Annotated in this window: 14 protein-coding genes; 10 read left to right on the forward strand and 4 right to left on the reverse strand. The window is 73.3% G+C overall.

Annotation, left to right across the window (positions count from 1 at the left end):
* The first annotated feature begins 93 nt into the window (after positions 1 to 93).
* The 3 genes from aceE (at position 94) to ACFVWY_RS20470 (ending at position 4,357) form a co-directional block, all read left to right on the forward strand.
* Entirely contained in the window at positions 94 to 2,763 is a 2,670-nt protein-coding gene (gene aceE, locus ACFVWY_RS20460) for a pyruvate dehydrogenase (acetyl-transferring), homodimeric type (protein ID WP_389874227.1), read from the forward strand.
* Between the two features lie 42 nt (positions 2,764 to 2,805).
* Positions 2,806 to 3,777 (forward strand): helix-turn-helix transcriptional regulator, encoded by a 972-nt coding sequence (locus ACFVWY_RS20465; protein ID WP_389874230.1) that lies wholly within the window; start codon positions 2,806 to 2,808, stop codon positions 3,775 to 3,777.
* A 61-nt stretch (positions 3,778 to 3,838) separates the two neighbouring features.
* Complete coding sequence (locus tag ACFVWY_RS20470; protein ID WP_389874268.1) at positions 3,839 to 4,357, forward strand: DUF4240 domain-containing protein; 519 nt, start codon at positions 3,839 to 3,841, stop codon at positions 4,355 to 4,357.
* Positions 4,358 to 4,396: 39 nt separating this feature from the next.
* On the opposite strand, the gene ACFVWY_RS20475 is transcribed toward ACFVWY_RS20470, so the two are convergent.
* Entirely contained in the window at positions 4,397 to 5,167 is a 771-nt protein-coding gene (locus tag ACFVWY_RS20475) for an SDR family NAD(P)-dependent oxidoreductase (RefSeq protein WP_389874232.1), read from the reverse strand.
* Between the two features lie 152 nt (positions 5,168 to 5,319).
* On the opposite strand from ACFVWY_RS20475, the gene ACFVWY_RS20480 reads away from it, so the two are divergent.
* Positions 5,320 to 5,955 carry a TetR/AcrR family transcriptional regulator gene (locus ACFVWY_RS20480; RefSeq protein ID WP_389874234.1) on the forward strand — a complete coding sequence of 212 codons (636 nt, stop codon included), beginning with the start codon at positions 5,320 to 5,322 and terminating at the stop codon, positions 5,953 to 5,955.
* A gap of 61 nt (positions 5,956 to 6,016) precedes the next feature.
* Here the strand turns inward: ACFVWY_RS20480 and ACFVWY_RS20485 are convergent, their stop codons facing one another.
* Positions 6,017 to 7,357, reverse strand: coding sequence for a carboxypeptidase regulatory-like domain-containing protein (locus ACFVWY_RS20485; protein ID WP_389874237.1), 1,341 nt, complete (start codon positions 7,355 to 7,357; stop codon positions 6,017 to 6,019).
* Between the two features lie 138 nt (positions 7,358 to 7,495).
* Entirely contained in the window at positions 7,496 to 8,023 is a 528-nt protein-coding gene (locus ACFVWY_RS20490; RefSeq protein ID WP_389874239.1) for a GNAT family N-acetyltransferase, read from the reverse strand.
* Between the two features lie 126 nt (positions 8,024 to 8,149).
* Between ACFVWY_RS20490 and ACFVWY_RS20495 the strand changes: the two genes are divergently transcribed.
* Entirely contained in the window at positions 8,150 to 9,049 is a 900-nt protein-coding gene (locus tag ACFVWY_RS20495; RefSeq protein WP_389874242.1) for a TIGR01777 family oxidoreductase, read from the forward strand.
* A 236-nt stretch (positions 9,050 to 9,285) separates the two neighbouring features.
* Complete coding sequence (locus ACFVWY_RS20500) at positions 9,286 to 10,587, forward strand: NAD(P)/FAD-dependent oxidoreductase (protein WP_389874245.1); 1,302 nt, start codon at positions 9,286 to 9,288, stop codon at positions 10,585 to 10,587.
* A gap of 128 nt (positions 10,588 to 10,715) precedes the next feature.
* Here the strand turns inward: ACFVWY_RS20500 and ACFVWY_RS20505 are convergent, their stop codons facing one another.
* Entirely contained in the window at positions 10,716 to 12,419 is a 1,704-nt protein-coding gene (locus ACFVWY_RS20505; protein ID WP_389874247.1) for a regulator, read from the reverse strand.
* A 260-nt stretch (positions 12,420 to 12,679) separates the two neighbouring features.
* Here ACFVWY_RS20505 and lipB point away from each other — a divergent pair, with 260 nt between their 5' ends.
* From lipB to ACFVWY_RS20525, 4 genes are all read left to right on the forward strand, one after another.
* A complete protein-coding gene (lipB, locus tag ACFVWY_RS20510) occupies positions 12,680 to 13,504 on the forward strand; it encodes a lipoyl(octanoyl) transferase LipB (RefSeq protein ID WP_389874249.1) in 825 nt (274 codons plus the stop codon).
* A 144-nt stretch (positions 13,505 to 13,648) separates the two neighbouring features.
* On the forward strand, positions 13,649 to 14,623 hold the full coding sequence (lipA, locus tag ACFVWY_RS20515; protein ID WP_389874251.1) for a lipoyl synthase: 975 nt from the start codon (positions 13,649 to 13,651) through the stop codon (positions 14,621 to 14,623).
* A gap of 277 nt (positions 14,624 to 14,900) precedes the next feature.
* On the forward strand, positions 14,901 to 15,110 hold the full coding sequence (locus tag ACFVWY_RS20520; RefSeq protein ID WP_389874253.1) for a hypothetical protein: 210 nt from the start codon (positions 14,901 to 14,903) through the stop codon (positions 15,108 to 15,110).
* 19 nt (positions 15,111 to 15,129) lie between these two features.
* A complete protein-coding gene (locus ACFVWY_RS20525) occupies positions 15,130 to 15,837 on the forward strand; it encodes a DUF4191 domain-containing protein (RefSeq protein WP_389874255.1) in 708 nt (235 codons plus the stop codon).
* Positions 15,838 to 15,980 lie beyond the last annotated feature (143 nt).

Raw genomic sequence — 15,980 nt, forward strand, 5'->3', positions numbered from 1 at the left:
CTTACAGTTCACTTCGCGGGCTCACCGCCCGATCGCCCTGTCCTGCCAGTCAGGGCCTTCTCCACCCCCCTCCCACTCCGGAAGGCGGCGATCATGACCGACCCCGTAGGAAAGCTTCCGAGCGAGCTCGATCAGCTCCCGGACCGCGACCCCGAGGAGACCGCCGAATGGGCGGCCTCCCTGGATGCCGTCACCAGGGCCGCCGGCCCGCACCGCGCCGCGTACTTGATGCGCCGCTCGCTGGAGCACGCCGAGGGCGCCGGTCTCGCGCTGCCCAAGCTGCTGGAGACCGATTACGTCAACTCCATCCCGACCGCCGCCGAGCCCGAGTTCGACGGCGATCTGGAGATGGAGTCCCGGATCACCGCCTGGAACCGCTGGAACGCGGCCGCGATGGTCACCCGTGGCTCCCGCTTCGGCGTCGGCGGCCACATCGCCACCTTCGCCTCGGCGGCCTGGCTGTACGAGACCGGCTTCAACCACTTCTTCCGCGGCAAGGAGGGGGACGGTTCCGGCGACCAGCTCTACATCCAGGGCCACGCCTCCCCCGGCATCTACGCCCGCGCCTTCCTCGACGGCCGGCTGAGCGAGCGGCAGCTCGACAACTTCCGCCAGGAGGCGGGCGGCGACGGCCTGCCCTCCTACCCGCACCCGCGGCGGCTGCCCTGGCTGTGGGAGTTCCCCACCGTGTCGATGGGCCTCGGCCCGCTCTCCGCGATCTACCAGGCGCGCTTCAACCGCTACCTGGCCAACCGCAGCATCAAGGACACGTCGAACTCGCACGTCTGGGCCTTCCTCGGCGACGGCGAGATGGACGAGCCCGAGTCGACCGCCGCCCTGGCCCTCGCGGCCCGTGAGCAGCTCGACAACCTGACCTTCGTCATCAACTGCAACCTCCAGCGCCTCGACGGCCCGGTCCGCGCCAACTTCCGCGTGGTCCAGGAGCTGGAGGGGGCCTTCCGCGGCGCCGGGTGGAACGTCGTCAAGACGCTCTGGGGCACCGCCTGGGACGAGCTGTTCCAGCTGGACACCACCGGTGCGCTGGTCCGCCGCCTCCGGGAGGTCCCGGACGCGCAGTTCCAGACGTACGCCACGCGCGATGTCGCGTACATCCGCGAGCACTTCTTCGGTGCCGAGCCCGCCCTCGCCGAACTGGCGAAGCTGCTCACCGACGCGAAGATCGCCGAATGCTTCTACACCTCGCGCGGCGGCCACGAGGCCCGCAAGGTGTACGCGGCCTACCGGGCGGCGCTGGCGCACAAGGGCGCGCCGACCGTGATCCTGGCGCAGACCGTGAAGGGCTTCACGCTCGGCAAGGGCTTCGAGTCCAAGAACGCCAACCACCAGATGAAGAAGCTCTCGGTGGACGAGTTCAAGGACATGCGCGAGCTGCTCGGCCTGCCGATCCCGGACAGCGCCTTCGCCGACGGCCTGGTGCCCTACGGCCACCCGGGCGCCGACTCCCCCGAGGTCCGCTACCTCCAGGAGCGCCGCGCCGCCCTCGGCGGCCCCGCTCCGGCCCGCCGGGTCCACGCGGTGGAGCTGCCGCAGCCCGAGGAGCGCGCGTTCGCCGCGCTCAAGAAGGGGTCCGGCAAGCAGGAGATGGCCACCACCATGGCCTTCGTCCGCCTGGTCAAGGAGCTCATGCGGGACAAGCAGACCGGCAGGCGCTGGGTGCCGATCGTCCCGGACGAGGCACGCACCTTCGGCATGGAGTCGCTGTTCCCCTCGGCGGGCATCTACTCGCCGCTGGGCCAGACGTACGAGCCGGTCGACCGCGACCAGCTGATGTACTACAAGGAGGCCAAGGACGGCCAGATCCTCAACGAGGGGATCACCGAGGCCGGGGCCATGGCCGACTTCATCGCCGCCTCGACGTCGTACGCGACGCACGGCGAGACGATGATCCCCTTCTACATCTTCTACTCGATGTTCGGCTGGCAGCGGACCGGCGACCAGATGTGGCAGCTCGCCGACCAGCTCGGCAAGGGCTTCATCGTCGGCGCCACGGCGGGCCGCACGACGCTGACCGGTGAGGGCCTCCAGCACGCGGACGGCCACTCGCAGCTGATCGCGGCCACGAACCCGGCCTCGCTCAACTACGACCCGGCGTTCGCGTACGAGATCGCGGTGATCGTCAAGGACGGTCTGCGCCGGATGTACGGCCCCGAGGCCGAGAACGTCTTCTACTACCTGACGGTCTACAACGAGCCGAAGCCGCAGCCCGCGATGCCGGAGGGCGTCGAGGAGGGCATCGTCAAGGGCCTGTACCGCTTCAAGGAGGGCACGCCCGCCTCCGCGGACGCGCCGCGGGTGCAGCTGCTGGCCTCCGGCACGGCGATCCACTGGGCCCTGGAGGCGCAGGAACTGCTGGCCTCGGACTGGGGTGTCACGGCCGACGTCTGGTCCGCCACCTCCTGGGGCGAGCTGCGCCGCGAGGCGCTGGAGTGCGACGCCGCGCTGCTCCGCGGGGAGCAGCGGGTGCCGTACGTGACCCAGGCGCTGGAGGGCGCACCGGGTCCGGTCGTCGCGGTGAGCGACTGGATGCGTCAGGTCCCGGACCAGATCAGCCAGTGGGTGGAGCAGGACTGGTCCTCGCTCGGCACGGACGGCTTCGGCCTCTCCGACACCCGGGACGCGGCCCGCCGCCACTTCGGCGTCGACGCCCGTTCGCTCACGGTCGCGGCCCTGGCCCAGCTGGCCCGCCGCGGCGAGGTCGGCGCGGCCTCGGTCAAGGAGGCCCGGGAGCGGTACGGGCTCTGAGACCGCGGACCCGGGCAGCGCGCATACGGACACAATGACCGTATGCGCGCTGCCCGTCTCATCAGAATGGTGCTGCTCCTGCAGTCCCGCCCGGTCATGACCGCCGCGGAACTCGCCCGGGAGCTGGAGGTGTCGGCGAGGACCGTGACCCGGGACGCGCAGGCCCTCTCGGAAGCGGGTGTCCCGGTCTACGCGGACCGGGGCCGGGCCGGGGGCTACCGGCTGATCGGCGGCTACCGGACCGGGCTCACCGGCCTCGCCCGGGACGAGGCCGAGGCGCTCTTCCTGTCCGGGCTGCCGTCCGCGCTGCGCGAGATGGGGCTGGAGGACGCCGCGTCGGCCGCCCGGCTCAAGGTGTCGGCGGCCCTGATGCCCTCGCTGCGGGACGTCCCGGACCGTACCGTGCGGCGCTTTCACCTGGACGCGCCCGCCTGGTACAAGGAACCGGTCACCCCTCGGCCGCTGTCCGGCCTGGCCGAGGCCGTGTGGGACGACCGGACCGTACGGGCCCGCTATCTGCGGGGAGGCCCGGACAGCGCTGTCGAGCGGGAGCTGGATCCGCACGGGCTCGTGCTGAAGGCGGGGGTCTGGTACGTCTGCGCCCGGGTGGCGGGCGACTTCCGGGTGTACCGGGTCGACCGGTTCTCGGACGTGGCGGTGTCCGACGCGCGGTTCGAGCGGGACGAGCGGTTCGATCTGGCGGGCTTCTGGGCGGAGCGGGCCGCGCAGTTCGCCCGGTCGCTGCTGCGGGCCGAGGTGACGGTGCGGCTGTCGCCCGAGGGGGTACGCCGACTGCCGTACACGCTGGACCGTTCGGCGGTCCAGGAGGCGCTGGAGGCGGCCGGTCCGCCGGATGCCGAGGGGTGGCTCACGGTCACCGTGCCGATCGAGTCGGAGGAGATCGCCTTCAGCCAACTGCTGGCCCTGGGGCCGGAGTCGGAGGTGCTGGAGCCGGTCGCGCTGCGGGAGCGGTTCGCGGCGGCGGCCGCGCGGCTGCGCGAGCTGTACGGCTGAGCCCCGCCCCGCCCCGCGTCCGCGTGCGCCGCCCGGCGCCAGGACCGATGCTTGAGCCGTGATGGACGAGACGGAGTTCTGGGAGATCGTCGACAGCACGCGCACGGCCGCCGAGGGCGACCCGGAGGACCAGGCCGAGCTGCTCGTCGAGCGGCTGGTGCGGCTCGACCCCGACGCGGTGCTGGACTTCGCCCGGCACTTCGAGGCCCGTTTCAACCGCGCCTACCGCTGGGATCTGTGGGGGGCCGCCGCGGTACTGCTGGGCGGCGCGGGCGAGGGCGCCTTCGACTTCTTCCGGTGCTGGCTGATCGGCCAGGGCCGGGAGGTCTTCGAGGGCGCCCTGCACGAGCCGGACGGGCTGGCCCGTCTCCTCGACGGCTTCGACGAGGAGACCGACGGGGACGGCGAGGAGCTCGGCTACGCCGCCGACGAGGCGTACGAGCAGCTCACCGGCGTGGTCGCGCCGGACCTCGGGCTGCCGCCCCAGGCCGCCGAGCCCGAGGGCGACCCCGTGGGCTTCGGCGACGACGCCCTGGCGAACCGCTTCCCCGCGCTCTGGGCGCGGTTCGGACCCGGCTGAGGACCCGGCAACGGGGCTCGGCAGAGGACCCGGTACGGCTCAGAAGTGGGTTCCGCCGTCGATGCGGATCTCCGTGCCCGTGATGAACGCGCCGTCCCGGGAGCCGAGCATCGCGACGACACCGGCGACGGTGTCCGGGCTGGCGAAGCCCGCCCCGAGCGCCGGGGAGAGCTTCATGAAGAGCGACATGTCGGCGTCGGCGGGCAGCCCCGGACCGTGGCCGCTGGTCATGTCGGAGGAGATCGAGCCGGGCGCGACGGCGACGAACCGCACCCCCTGCTTGCTGTACTCGCTGGCCAGCGCGTGCGTCATCGACTGGATGCCGCCCTTGCTCGCCGCGTACGCCGACATGTACGGGTGCGCGAAGCTCGCGGAGGTGGAGGAGAAGTTCACCACGGCCGGTTCGCTGCCCTCGATCAGCGCGGGTATCGCTTCGCGGATCATCAGGAACGTACCCGTGAGGTTGACCGCGATGATCTTGTTGAAGAACTCCAGCGAGGTCTTGTGGGTGTGCTCGGAGCGCAGGATTCCGGCAGCGTTGACCAGGACGTCGAGCCCGCCGAGGGTCTGCACGGCGGAGGCGACCCCGGCCCGGACCGCTGCCTCGTCCGCGATGTCCAGGACCAGGGTGGTGAGGCGCTCGGCGGTGCCGTTCGCCGCGGCGGTGTCCTGGGTCTTCTTCAGCCCGGCCTCGCTGACGTCGGCCGCGACGACCCGGCCGCCCTCGGCGAGGACGCGGTGGACGGTGGCCTGGCCGATGCCGGAACCGGCTCCGGTAATGAGTGCGCGGCGGCCTTCGTAGCGGTTCATGTCTCTCTCCGATCCCGGTGACTGCTGTCCCGGAGCGTCTCGACGGCGCCCCGATGGCGTCCCGATCGCTGTCCACCGTACGCCTGCATGGCACGTTTTGCCATGACGGCATTTCGCGCACACCGCTTCCCCTCCGGGGTAATCTCCTGGGAATGAGCACCGAGCCGACGCAGCCGACCCTCACCGAGCGGCGCAAAGCCGCGACCCAGCTGGAGATCGCCCGCGCCGCGGCCTCGCTCTTCGCCGAGCGGGGCCCCGACGGCACCACGGCGGAGGACATCGCGCACCGGGCGGGTGTGGCGCTGCGCACCTTCTACCGGTACTTCCGCTCCAAGCAGGACGCGGTGGGCCCGCTGCTCTCCGGCGGAGGCGAGCGCTGGCGGTCCCTGCTGGAGGCGGCCGAGCCGCAGGACACCCTCGCCGGGCCCCTGGAACGGGCGGTCACCGAGGCACTCGCCGCGCCGGGGGCGGACGCCGTGGAGCAGCTGGGCTGGACACGGGGGCTGCTGCGGGCGGCCGCGCAGGACCCGGCGCTCCGCGCGGTCTGGTACCGGGTCAACCAGGATTCGGAGGAGCGGCTGCTGCCGGTGCTGGCCCGGCTGGCGGGCGAGGGGGCGGACCCGCTGGAGCTCCGGCTGGCCGCTGCCGCCGCCACGGACGCGGTACGGGTCGCGCTGGAGTCCTGGGCTGCGACGGACGCGCCGACGGCCGGGCCCGGCTCACCGGCCGAGCTGGCCGTCCGCTGCCTGCATCAGCTCATGGGCGGTATGCGGCTCTTCACGGGCTGAGCAGCCGGCCCGGCGGGACGCCCCGTGGCCCCCTCGTGACGAGTCCGGGCGCGGCCGTCGCTCACCAGTTCCCGTGCGGGTGGGGATGGGCCGTCGGCTTCGGCTTCCCGTGCGGGTGAGGATGGGCCGTCGGCTTCGGCGCGTGCGTGGGCGGCGGAGTCGGAGGACAGGTCGGGGTCGGCGAAGGACTCGTCGGCGCCGGGGGAATCGGGAAGACCGGCGGAATCGTCACGATCGGCGAGGGGAGCTCGGGCACCTCCGGAACCGGCGGGATCGACACGATCGGCGACGGCAGCTCAGGCACTTCGGGAACCGGCGGGATCGACACGGTCGGCAACGGCAGCTCGGGCACCTCCGGAACCGGCGGGATCGACACGGTCGGCGAAGGAGCGGGGACGACGCGGCAGGTCAGTGCCAGATCGGCATCGGTGACACTGTTTCCGTCGCTGGTATCGGCCGTGCGGGAGCTGGTCGGCGGGGTGTAGTCGTCCGATTCCGTGCTCACCTGGTAAGGGCCGGGAGCCAGGTCCGTGAAGCTGTACCGCCCCTGGTCGTCGGTGGTCGTGGTGAGGGGTGCGCCGTCGGTGCCCAGGACGGGCTGTCCGTTCTCGTCCAGGAGCCGCACCTCCAGCCCGGCGGGCGTGCCGCAGTCGGCGGTGACCTGCCCGGCGATCCGTGAGGACAGCGACGAGGTCCACACCTGGTAGACCGGGAAGCCGCTCTGCCTGGTGAAGGTCAGGGTGATGCCGGTGACCGGCACGGTGGGCTGGAACCAGCCGGAGGCCCCCGTGGTGTCGGAACCGTTGCCGGTCAGGGTGCTCGTGGCGGGATCCCAGTTCGGTACGTCGGTGTCCGTCCCGGCGGCCCCGCACTCGGACGGCTTCGGTGTGGCCTGGCAGTAGTTGAAGGCGCCCTGCCAGCCCAGCTGATCCACCGTCAGGGGCTGCCCGTCCGCACCCGTCGCGGTGACCCTGACGCTGTCGGCGTCGATGTCGCCCAGGGTGAAGGCGAAGGTACCGGCGTTCGTCGGATGCTCGAACGTGAGGGTCGTCGTGGACGGCGTCCTGCCCGCGGCGGTCCGCAGAGTGACGTACTCCTTGCCCTGCGACGTACCGTACCGGTCTCCCACCGGCGTGCCCGGTCCCAGGAAGACCGAGGTCCCCGGCTCCACCACCGCCGTGCTGCTGTCCGTCGCCACCGCCGCGGACGGGAAGTCCGCGAGGGGAATGGCGACCGTGCCCGTGGCGCCGCTGACCGACCAGTCGCCGTACGCCGATGTCGCGTCCGCGTAGGCCGCTCCCGGCGGCCAGCACAGCACCGCGGCGGCCAGCGCACCGGCGCAGGCGGTACGGGCAGCACGGCGGACAGGGACACTTTTGCCGGGGGAGGCGAGTACCGTCATGCCGCGACCTTCGCGCACCGGACCGCTGTCATGCCGAAGGCCGGGCTCCGCCATGCCGATGTTCAGCCGATCGTCGTACGAGATGAGCGAACCCTGCCGGGCGCCGGTCTCCCGCGGCACTCGTTCGGCCCCGGCCGGTCACGGGGCGAGCGAACGGCCCATCAGTACGTCGTCGACGTACCGCCCGTCCAGGAAGAACTCGCCGGGCAGCACGCCCTCGACGGCGAACCCCTCGGACGCGTACAGGGCGCGCGCGGGCGCGTTGTGCCCGAGGACCCGCAGGGTGATCCGGTTCGCCCCGTCGCCCCTCGCCGTCGCGCAGGCGGCGCGCAGCAGGGTCCTGGCGACGCCCCGGCCGCGCGCCCAGCCGGCGACGGCGAGGCCCTGTATCTGCCGGACGTGGGAGTTGCAGGCCAGCGGGGTGGGCGGGACCAGCCGGATGTACCCGGCCAGGCGCGGCTCGTCCGCGGCGTCGCGGACCTCGGCCACCAGGAAGTCCCCGGGCCCGTGCTGGTCGTCGAAGAAGGGCGCGTACGGCGGCTGCGGCCGGGGCATGACGGCGTGCAGGGTCGACCAGGTGGCACGGTCCAGTTCGCCGAGCGCCTCATCGTCCAGGAGGACGGCGGGGCGGACGCGGCAGGCCGGGGGCAGAGGTGTCTCGGACATGCCGCCACTGTGTCAGAACCGGCCGGACCGGAGCAGCCCGGTTCCGTCGCGCGGCCCACCGGCGGCGCACGGCGCGTCCCGCGCCTCCCGTGGGCCCGGCGGGGCCGTTGGGGCAGGATGGGGGCCATGGTGCACTCCCGTATCGCTGTGACCGGAGCATCCGGACTCCTCGGAGCGGCGCTGGTGCGTTCGCTGCGGGCCGACGGCCTGGAGGTGGTACGTCTGGTACGCCGCCCGGCCCGGTCCGGCGACGAGGCGGAGTGGAACCCCCGGCGCGGGTACGTGGACACGGCGGGCCTGGTCGGCTGCGATGCCGTCGTCCACCTCGCCGGGGCCGGAGTCGGCGATCACCGCTGGTCGGAGGCGTACAAGCGGGAGATCCGGGACAGCCGGGTGCTGGGTACGGCGGCGATCGCCGAAGCCGTCGCGTCGCTGGACCCGCCGCCGAAGGTGCTGGTCTCCGGTTCGGCGATCGGCTACTACGGCGACACCGGGGACCGTGCCGTCGACGAGAGCGCCCCGGCCGGTGAGGGCTTCCTGCCGTCGGTCTGCGTGGAGTGGGAGGCCGCCACGGCCGCCGCCCAGGAGGCGGGCGTGCGGACGGTGCACGCCCGCACCGGGCTGGTCGTCGCCCGCGAGGGCGGGGCGTGGGGGCGGCTCTTCCCGCTGTTCCGGGCGGGGCTCGGGGGCAGGCTGGGCAACGGCCGCCAGTACTGGAGCTTCATCGCGCTGCACGACGAGGTCGCGGCGCTGCGCCACCTCCTGGAGACGGAGTCGCTGTCCGGTCCGGTGAACCTGACCGCGCCCGGCCCGGTGACCAACCGCGAGGTGACGGCCGCGATGGGGCGGGTGCTGCACCGTCCCACGCTCCTCACCGCCCCGGCACCCGCTCTGCGGGTCGTCCTCGGGGACTTCGCGCAGGACGTGCTGGGCAGTCAGCGGGTGCTGCCGGGGCGGCTGCTGGACTCGGGCTTCGTGTTCGCCTTCCCTGGCATCGACGGGGCGATCCGCGCCGCCCTGCGCTGAGCGCCCCCGGGGATGCGCCGCCCGCCGTGCCAAATCGGACAGGCATGCGACCCCGTGCAACGGTGCCCCGGGTGCGCGCGACTGCGTCCGCACCCGCCGCGCTCCTAACCTCCCCTTACTGCCGTCAACCACCGTCCTCTGGGCGCCGGTTCGACGGCACGGCCTGGCGAACCCGGTCATTCCGGGGGCCCGTCGGGGCCGCGGCCCCGACGGCCGCGCCGACTCGGGAGGGGCACATGCTCAGCACGGCACACCACGCGGACGTCGTCATCATCGGAGCCGGAATCGCCGGCCTGTCAGCCGCCCACCGATTGACCAGCGCAGGGCTGAGCGTCAGCGTCCTGGAGGCCGCCCCCCGGGTCGGCGGCCGGATGTCCACCGCCGAGGTCGACGGCTTCCGGCTCGACCACATCGGCCCGCTCCTCACCACCGCCTGCCCACAGCTGCGCGTCACGCCCGGCCTCGAAGGGCTGGTGCTGCGCGCCTTCGCCCCGGGGGTGCTGGTCCACAGCGAGGGCCGCCAGTACCGCACCGGCGACGTCCGGGGCGCCCGGGGCGCGCTCAAGGCAGCGCGCGCCCTCGCGAGCGCCCCCCGGCCGCCGATGGGCGGGCCGATCGACCAGGCCCGGGTGGCCGCCGCCCTGTCCCGGCTCGCCGCCACCCCGGCCGCCCGCATCCTGGCCCGGCCCGAGCAGACCGCGCTCGCCGCCCTGTCCCACCGCGGCCTGCCCGCCCGTACGGTCAACGGCTTCCTGCGTCCGCTGCTCTCCGCACTGCTCGCCGACCCCGGGCTCAGCACCTCCAGCCGGTGCGCCGATCTCGTGCTGCGCGACTACGCGCGCGGCAGGCTGTGCGTGCCCGAGGGCGGTTCGTCGGCGCTGCCCGAACTCCTCGCGGCCGCGCTGCCGCCCGGCACCGTACGGACGGGGACGCACGTCACGGCCGCCGACATCACCTCGGTCCGTACCGAGGAACACGGGGAACTGGGCTGCCGCTCGCTGCTGGTGGCGACCGGCGCGGGCGCCGCCGCCGGACTGCTGCCCGGTCTGAGGGCGCCGTCCTTCCACCCGGTGACGGTCCTTCACCACACCGCCCCCGCTCCCCCGCCGACCGGAACCGCCCTGCTGCTGGACGCCGACCGTTCGGGTCCGGTGGCACACACCGCGGTGATGAGCTCCGTCGACCCCACGCGCGCCCCGCGCGGCCGTACTCTGATCAGCTCCACGGTGCTCGGCACCCCGCCGCCCGGACTGGACCGCGCGGTCCGCGCCCATCTCGCCACGCTGTACGGCATCCGCACCGACGACTGGGAGCTGCTGGCCGTCCACCACGACCCGGAGGCGGTCCCCGCGATGCCCGCCCCGCACGACCTCCGCCGCCCGGTGCGGCTGCTGGCCGGTCTGTACGTGTGCGGAGACCACCGCGACACCAGCACGGTCCGCGGCGCGCTGTACTCGGGGCGCCGCGCCGCCGATGCCATCCTCGCCGATCTGGGAGTACGTCCGGCGAGCGGGACACCGCTGCCCGAGGCGGCCTGACCGGAGGGGCACACCAAGCTCGCGGCTCCGGCCCGGTGGGTTCTGTGGACCCGGCCCGGAGCCGCGCTCGAACACCCGGGACGCACCGGCGGGCGCACCGGCACAGCGCGGGGGCTCGGCCCGGAGTCTCAGCCCAGGGCGGCGACCCGGTCGCGGTAGCAGCGCACGGCGGCGGCGTCCCGGTAGGGCTCCAGCCGCCGCTCGAAGTCCTGTACGTACTCCGCGGCCCGCGCCGACCGCATCTCCGTGGCCTGCTGGGCGGCCTCCACGCCGAGCGCGCACGCCTGGTCGAGCTCGCCGAGCCCGAGCCGGGCGGAGGCCAGCACCACCCGGCAGAACAGCCGGCTGCGGGCGTACGCCGGGGAGCGCAGCTGGAGCGAGCGCTCCGCGTACTGCGCCGCGGCCCGGTACTGCTGGAGGTCCCGGTGGCAGTGGCCGAACTCGTCGGCGAGCTGGGCCTCGTCGAAGTGCCGGGCCCAGTGCGGCACTTCGTCCCCGGGCCGGGCGATGTCCAGCGCGCGTTCGGCCCGCGCCAGCGAGGTGGTGCAGGCCCTGGACTCGCCGAGCACCCCGTGGCCGCGCGCCTCGACGGCGTGCAGCAGGGCCTGGACGACGGGCGGCGCGGAGGAGCCGATGCCCTGCTGGGCCACCCGGGCCAGCTGCACGGCTTCCCTGCCGTGGCCCAGGTAGACCGCCTGACGGCTCATCGTGGTCAGCACATAGCTGCCGTAGGCCCGGTCACCGGCGGCCTGGGCGAGCCGCAGCGCCTGGACGAAGTACCGCTGGGCCAGGCCGTGGGCCGCGATGTCGTACGAGGTCCAGCCGGCCAGCCGGGTCAGGTCGGCGGCGGCGGCGAAGAGCCTGCGCCCGGTCACCTCGCCGTAGGTGCCCCGGAGCATCGGTTCCGCCTCGTGCTCCAGGTAGCGGACGAGCGCCTGGCGGGCGTGGCCGCCGCCGTAGGCGTGGTCGAGGGTGCGGAAGAGTTCGCCGACCGAGCGCAGGGCGGCCACGTCACCGCCGCTGACCCGCTGGCCCGAACCCCGTTCGGAGGGCCGCTGCCGGGGCAGGCCGAGGCCCTCGGGCAGCCCGGGAACGGGGGCGGCGGCCTGCGGGGGCAGGGGGGCGCCCGACGGCGCGGGCGGCCCGGCGGGGCGAGCGGGCCCCGGGCCTCGGGCACCGCCCCGGGCGCCGGGCGCGTTACCGGGCGCCCCGTACGGGCCGTGCGCCCCCGGCGCCGGGCGTGCCCCGCCGAGGGTGCCGGGGCGGGGCGGACCACCCGGCCCGGCACCCTCCGCCGCCCCGTGCGACCCGCCCGGCCCGCCCGGCCCGCCGTACGCCAGGGGCTCGGGCTCGCCGTCCCGGCCCGCCGGACCGCCGCCCCGGCCCACCGACTCGTCGGCCCGTCCGATCAGCCAGTCCCGGCTGGGGACGACGAGCCCGGCCGGGGTGAAGGCGATCTTGCGCAGCTCCACATGGCTGCCGGAGTCCTTCCGCCACAGCCCGCTGACGATGTCGACCGCCTCCGCGGGCGTGGCCGCGAACTCCAGACCGGCGTAGACCGGGGCGCAGGCGTCCAGCCCCAGGTCCTGCGCGGAGAGCCGGCGCCCGAGCCGCCGGGTGAAGACCTCGGCGATCAGCGCGGGGGTGGTGCCGCGCGGCTGCTGACCACGCAGCCAGCGGGTCACGGAGGTCTTGTCGTACCGGAGGTCGAGGCCGTGTTCGAGGCCTAGTTGGTCGACCCTGCGGGCGAGCCCGGCGTTGGAGAAACCAGCCTCGGTGATGAGCGCGGCGAGTCGGCGGTTGGGGGTGCGCTGCGGAGGTCGTTCCGACATCAGCTGTACGGTCTCCTGCCTTCCGGGCCGGGCGGGCAGCCCTTGGGGAACGGCGCGAATTTAGCGGCCCCCGCACCGGTCACAGCCGCCTTAGCTTCACTTTCATCCGATCGTGTGAGGATTGAGGGCGGCGCTGACGGGAAGACCTGCCGGGCCACCGCTCACGGACCGGTCGTACAGTGGCCGAGGGCGTGAATCAGTGCATGGTGACGCGGCTCCGGCCCCCGCCGCCCGCGCACCACAAGAGGAAGGCATCTGTCGTGGCTGAGCTTCGGTTCGTCCGGCTGGGATTCGGTGAGGAAGCCGTCGACTACCAGGAGGCCTGGCAGAAGCAGCGCGAGGTGCACGCGGCCAGGTTCGAGGACGCGGTCCCGGACACCTGCCTGCTGGTGGAGCACCCGCCCGTCTACACCGCCGGGCGGCGCACGGCCGACAGCGAACGCCCCCTGGACGGCACCCCCGTCATCGACGTGGACCGCGGCGGCAAGATCACCTGGCACGGCCCGGGACAGCTGGTGGGCTATCCGATCCAGAAGCTCCCCCGCCCGGTGGACGTCGTCGCGCACGTCCGCCGTCTGGAGGAGGCGCTGATCCGGGTCGCCGCCGAGTTCGGCGTGGAGACCACCCGGGTCGAGGGCCGCAGCGGGGTCTGGGTGCTCGGCGACCCGGTCGAGGAGCGCCCGGCGGTCGGCGGACTCTCCCTCGACTTCGACCCCCGGCTGCGGGACGAGGAGTTCGACGCGCGGCTGAACGGCCCCGAGTACGCCCCGTCCAACGCCGGGCAGCGCCGCGAGGACCGCAAGCTGGCGGCGATCGGCATCCGGGTCGCCAAGGGCGTGACCATGCACGGCTTCTCGTTCAACGTGAACCCGGACAACACCTGGTTCGACCGGATCGTGCCGTGCGGCATCCGGGACGCGGGCGTCACCTCACTGGCGTACGAGCTCGGCCGCGACCTCACCATCGCCGAGGTGCTCCCGGTCGTCGAGAAGCATCTGCGGGACGTCCTGGAGAACGCCGCGCTCGCGCCGCGCGCCGTCGAGCGCCCGGCGGACGCCCCGGGCGATGCCGTGGCCACGGCGTGACGACCGGATCGCGCGGCCGGGAATAGGCCCCGCCTGCCACAGGTTGGCCGGACGTAAAGCCGTGTGAACCACGGGCGTACCCTGGTGTTCGCCGAAGAATCCAATGACGCATCCAACGCAGTGAAAGCAAAGGGGAGTGCCGGAGTGTCCGCTGTCGCACCCGACGGGCGCAAGATGCTGCGCCTGGAGGTCCGGAACAGCCAGACCCCCATCGAGCGCAAGCCCGAGTGGATCAAGACCCGGGCGAAGATGGGCCCCGAGTACAACCAGCTGCAGAAGCTCGTGAAGAGCGAGGGCCTGCACACGGTGTGCCAGGAAGCCGGCTGCCCCAACATCTTCGAGTGCTGGGAGGACCGCGAGGCCACCTTCCTCATCGGGGGTGACCAGTGCACCCGGCGCTGCGACTTCTGCCAGATCGACACGGGCAAGCCGCAGGCGCTGGACCGCGACGAGCCCCGCCGGGTCGGCGAGTCCGTCGTCACGATGGACCTGAACTACGCCACCATCACCGGCGTCGCCCGCGACGACCTGGAGGACGGCGGTGCCTGGCTGTACGCGGAGACCGTGCGCCAGATCCACGCGCTGACCGCCGGGCGGGAGGCCGGCCGCACCAAGGTCGAGCTGCTGATCCCCGACTTCAACGCGGTGCCCGAGCAGCTCGCCGAGGTCTTCTCCGCCCGCCCCGAGGTGCTCGCGCACAACGTGGAGACGGTGCCCCGGATCTTCAAGCGGATCCGCCCCGGCTTCCGCTACGAGCGCTCCCTGGAAGTCATCACCCGGGCCCGCGAGGCCGGTCTGGTGACCAAGTCCAACCTGATCCTCGGCATGGGCGAGACCCGCGAGGAGGTCAGCGAGGCGCTCCAGGACCTGTACGACGCGGGCTGCGAGCTCATCACGATCACGCAGTACCTGCGCCCCTCCGTGCGCCACCACCCGGTGGAGCGCTGGGTGAAGCCGCAGGAGTTCGTGGAGCTGAAGGACGAGGCCGACGCGATCGGCTACTCCGGTGTGATGTCCGGGCCGCTGGTCCGTTCCTCGTACCGCGCGGGCCGTCTCTTCCAGCAGGCGATGGACCGCCGTGGCGCCGCCGTGGCGCCCGCGGCGACGCCCGCCGTGTGAATCGCGGCACAGGAGACCACTGATCGGTCATGACCGACACGAAGCGGTCCGTACGCTCCCCGCAGGTCCGGGGCGCGTACGGACCGCTTCGGCGTGCGCCCCCGCCGGATCGGGGTTTCATTGGTGTTTGACCGCCCGGTCACCCACTGGTAACACCGAGCAGTGACGCTGGGTGCACACGCCGTACGACAGGACCCCGGGCCGTCCGGGGTCGTCGGGCCGGCGCGAGCCACCCGCCCCGCTCATTGCGCACATCCGCTCCGAGGAGATCTCCACGATGCAGGCCGTGCCGGTACGCGCCACCGCCCTTCCGTCCGTCACCGCTGCCCTCCGCGCCGTCGAGTCGCTGGTCCTGGCCGGCGGGCAGCGCACGGCCCGCCGCAACGCCTGGTCCGCCCTCCAGGAGGACCGGCGCCGGGCCAAGGACCGGGTCGAGGCCGAGTCCGTGCTGTCCGTACTGGAGGCCGCGGCGGACCGGCGTTCCTGAGCCACGTAAACTTCTTCACATGGCGAGGAAGGCAAAGACTGAAGGCGCGGACAGCGCCGAGAACGCGGGGCGGCTCAAGCAGATCGCCCTGACCTACAAGATGGCCAGGAAGAGCGATCCGAAGATCGGTCTTGTCGTCGCGGGCGTGGGAATCGTCACCTTCGGCGTCCTCCTCGGGATCGGTTTCGCGATCGATCACCCGGTCTACCTGGGCATCCTGGGCTTCGTACTGGCCCTCCTCGCGATGGCGATCGTCTTCGGACGGCGTGCCGAGCGTGCTGCCTTCGGGCAGATGGAGGGGCAGCCGGGCGCCGCGGCGGCGGTGCTGGACCGAGTGGGCCGCGGCTGGACCACGACCCCCGCGGTCGCGATGAACCGCAGCCAGGACGTCGTCCACCGCTCCGTGAGCAAGGCCGGCATCGTGCTGGTCGCCGAGGGCAACCCGAACCGGGTGAAGCCTCTGCTCGCGTCCGAGAAGAAGAAGATGGCCCGCATCCTGGTCGACGTACCGGTGCACGACATCATCGTCGGCAACGGCGAGGGCCAGGTGCCGCTCAAGAAGCTGCGCACCAAGATGCTCAAGCTGCCGCGTGTCCTCACCGGCCCGCAGGTGACGTCGGCCAACGACCGGCTGCGCGCGATGGGCGACCTGATGAGCAACATGCCGCTCCCGAAGGGCCCCATGCCCAAGGGCATGCGCATGCCGAAGGGCGGAAAGACGCGCTGAGGTGCGCGTACGCGCGACACGGCACAGAGAGGCGGGGGGGGGGGGGGGGCCCGCGGGGGCCCCCCCCCCCCCCACGAGAGCGGGCGCGCGGACGGGGGGGGGGTGGGGGGCCGCGGGCTGAAACAAAAAAAAAACAAAACACA

It is taken from the genome of Streptomyces sp. NPDC058195, from assembly GCF_042883525.1.
In the GTDB taxonomy this organism is placed as follows: domain Bacteria; phylum Actinomycetota; class Actinomycetes; order Streptomycetales; family Streptomycetaceae; genus Streptomyces.

Coding starts and splice junctions, on each gene's coding strand:
- aceE (WP_389874227.1), top strand. CDS start 94: ATGACCGACCCCGTAGGAAAGCTTCCGAGCGAGCTCGATCAGCTCCCG.
- ACFVWY_RS20465 (WP_389874230.1), top strand. CDS start 2,806: ATGCGCGCTGCCCGTCTCATCAGAATGGTGCTGCTCCTGCAGTCCCGC.
- ACFVWY_RS20470 (WP_389874268.1), top strand. CDS start 3,839: ATGGACGAGACGGAGTTCTGGGAGATCGTCGACAGCACGCGCACGGCC.
- ACFVWY_RS20475 (WP_389874232.1), bottom strand. CDS start 5,167: ATGAACCGCTACGAAGGCCGCCGCGCACTCATTACCGGAGCCGGTTCC.
- ACFVWY_RS20480 (WP_389874234.1), top strand. CDS start 5,320: ATGAGCACCGAGCCGACGCAGCCGACCCTCACCGAGCGGCGCAAAGCC.
- ACFVWY_RS20485 (WP_389874237.1), bottom strand. CDS start 7,357: ATGACGGTACTCGCCTCCCCCGGCAAAAGTGTCCCTGTCCGCCGTGCT.
- ACFVWY_RS20490 (WP_389874239.1), bottom strand. CDS start 8,023: ATGTCCGAGACACCTCTGCCCCCGGCCTGCCGCGTCCGCCCCGCCGTC.
- ACFVWY_RS20495 (WP_389874242.1), top strand. CDS start 8,150: ATGGTGCACTCCCGTATCGCTGTGACCGGAGCATCCGGACTCCTCGGA.
- ACFVWY_RS20500 (WP_389874245.1), top strand. CDS start 9,286: ATGCTCAGCACGGCACACCACGCGGACGTCGTCATCATCGGAGCCGGA.
- ACFVWY_RS20505 (WP_389874247.1), bottom strand. CDS start 12,419: ATGTCGGAACGACCTCCGCAGCGCACCCCCAACCGCCGACTCGCCGCG.
- ACFVWY_RS20520 (WP_389874253.1), top strand. CDS start 14,901: ATGCAGGCCGTGCCGGTACGCGCCACCGCCCTTCCGTCCGTCACCGCT.
- ACFVWY_RS20525 (WP_389874255.1), top strand. CDS start 15,130: ATGGCGAGGAAGGCAAAGACTGAAGGCGCGGACAGCGCCGAGAACGCG.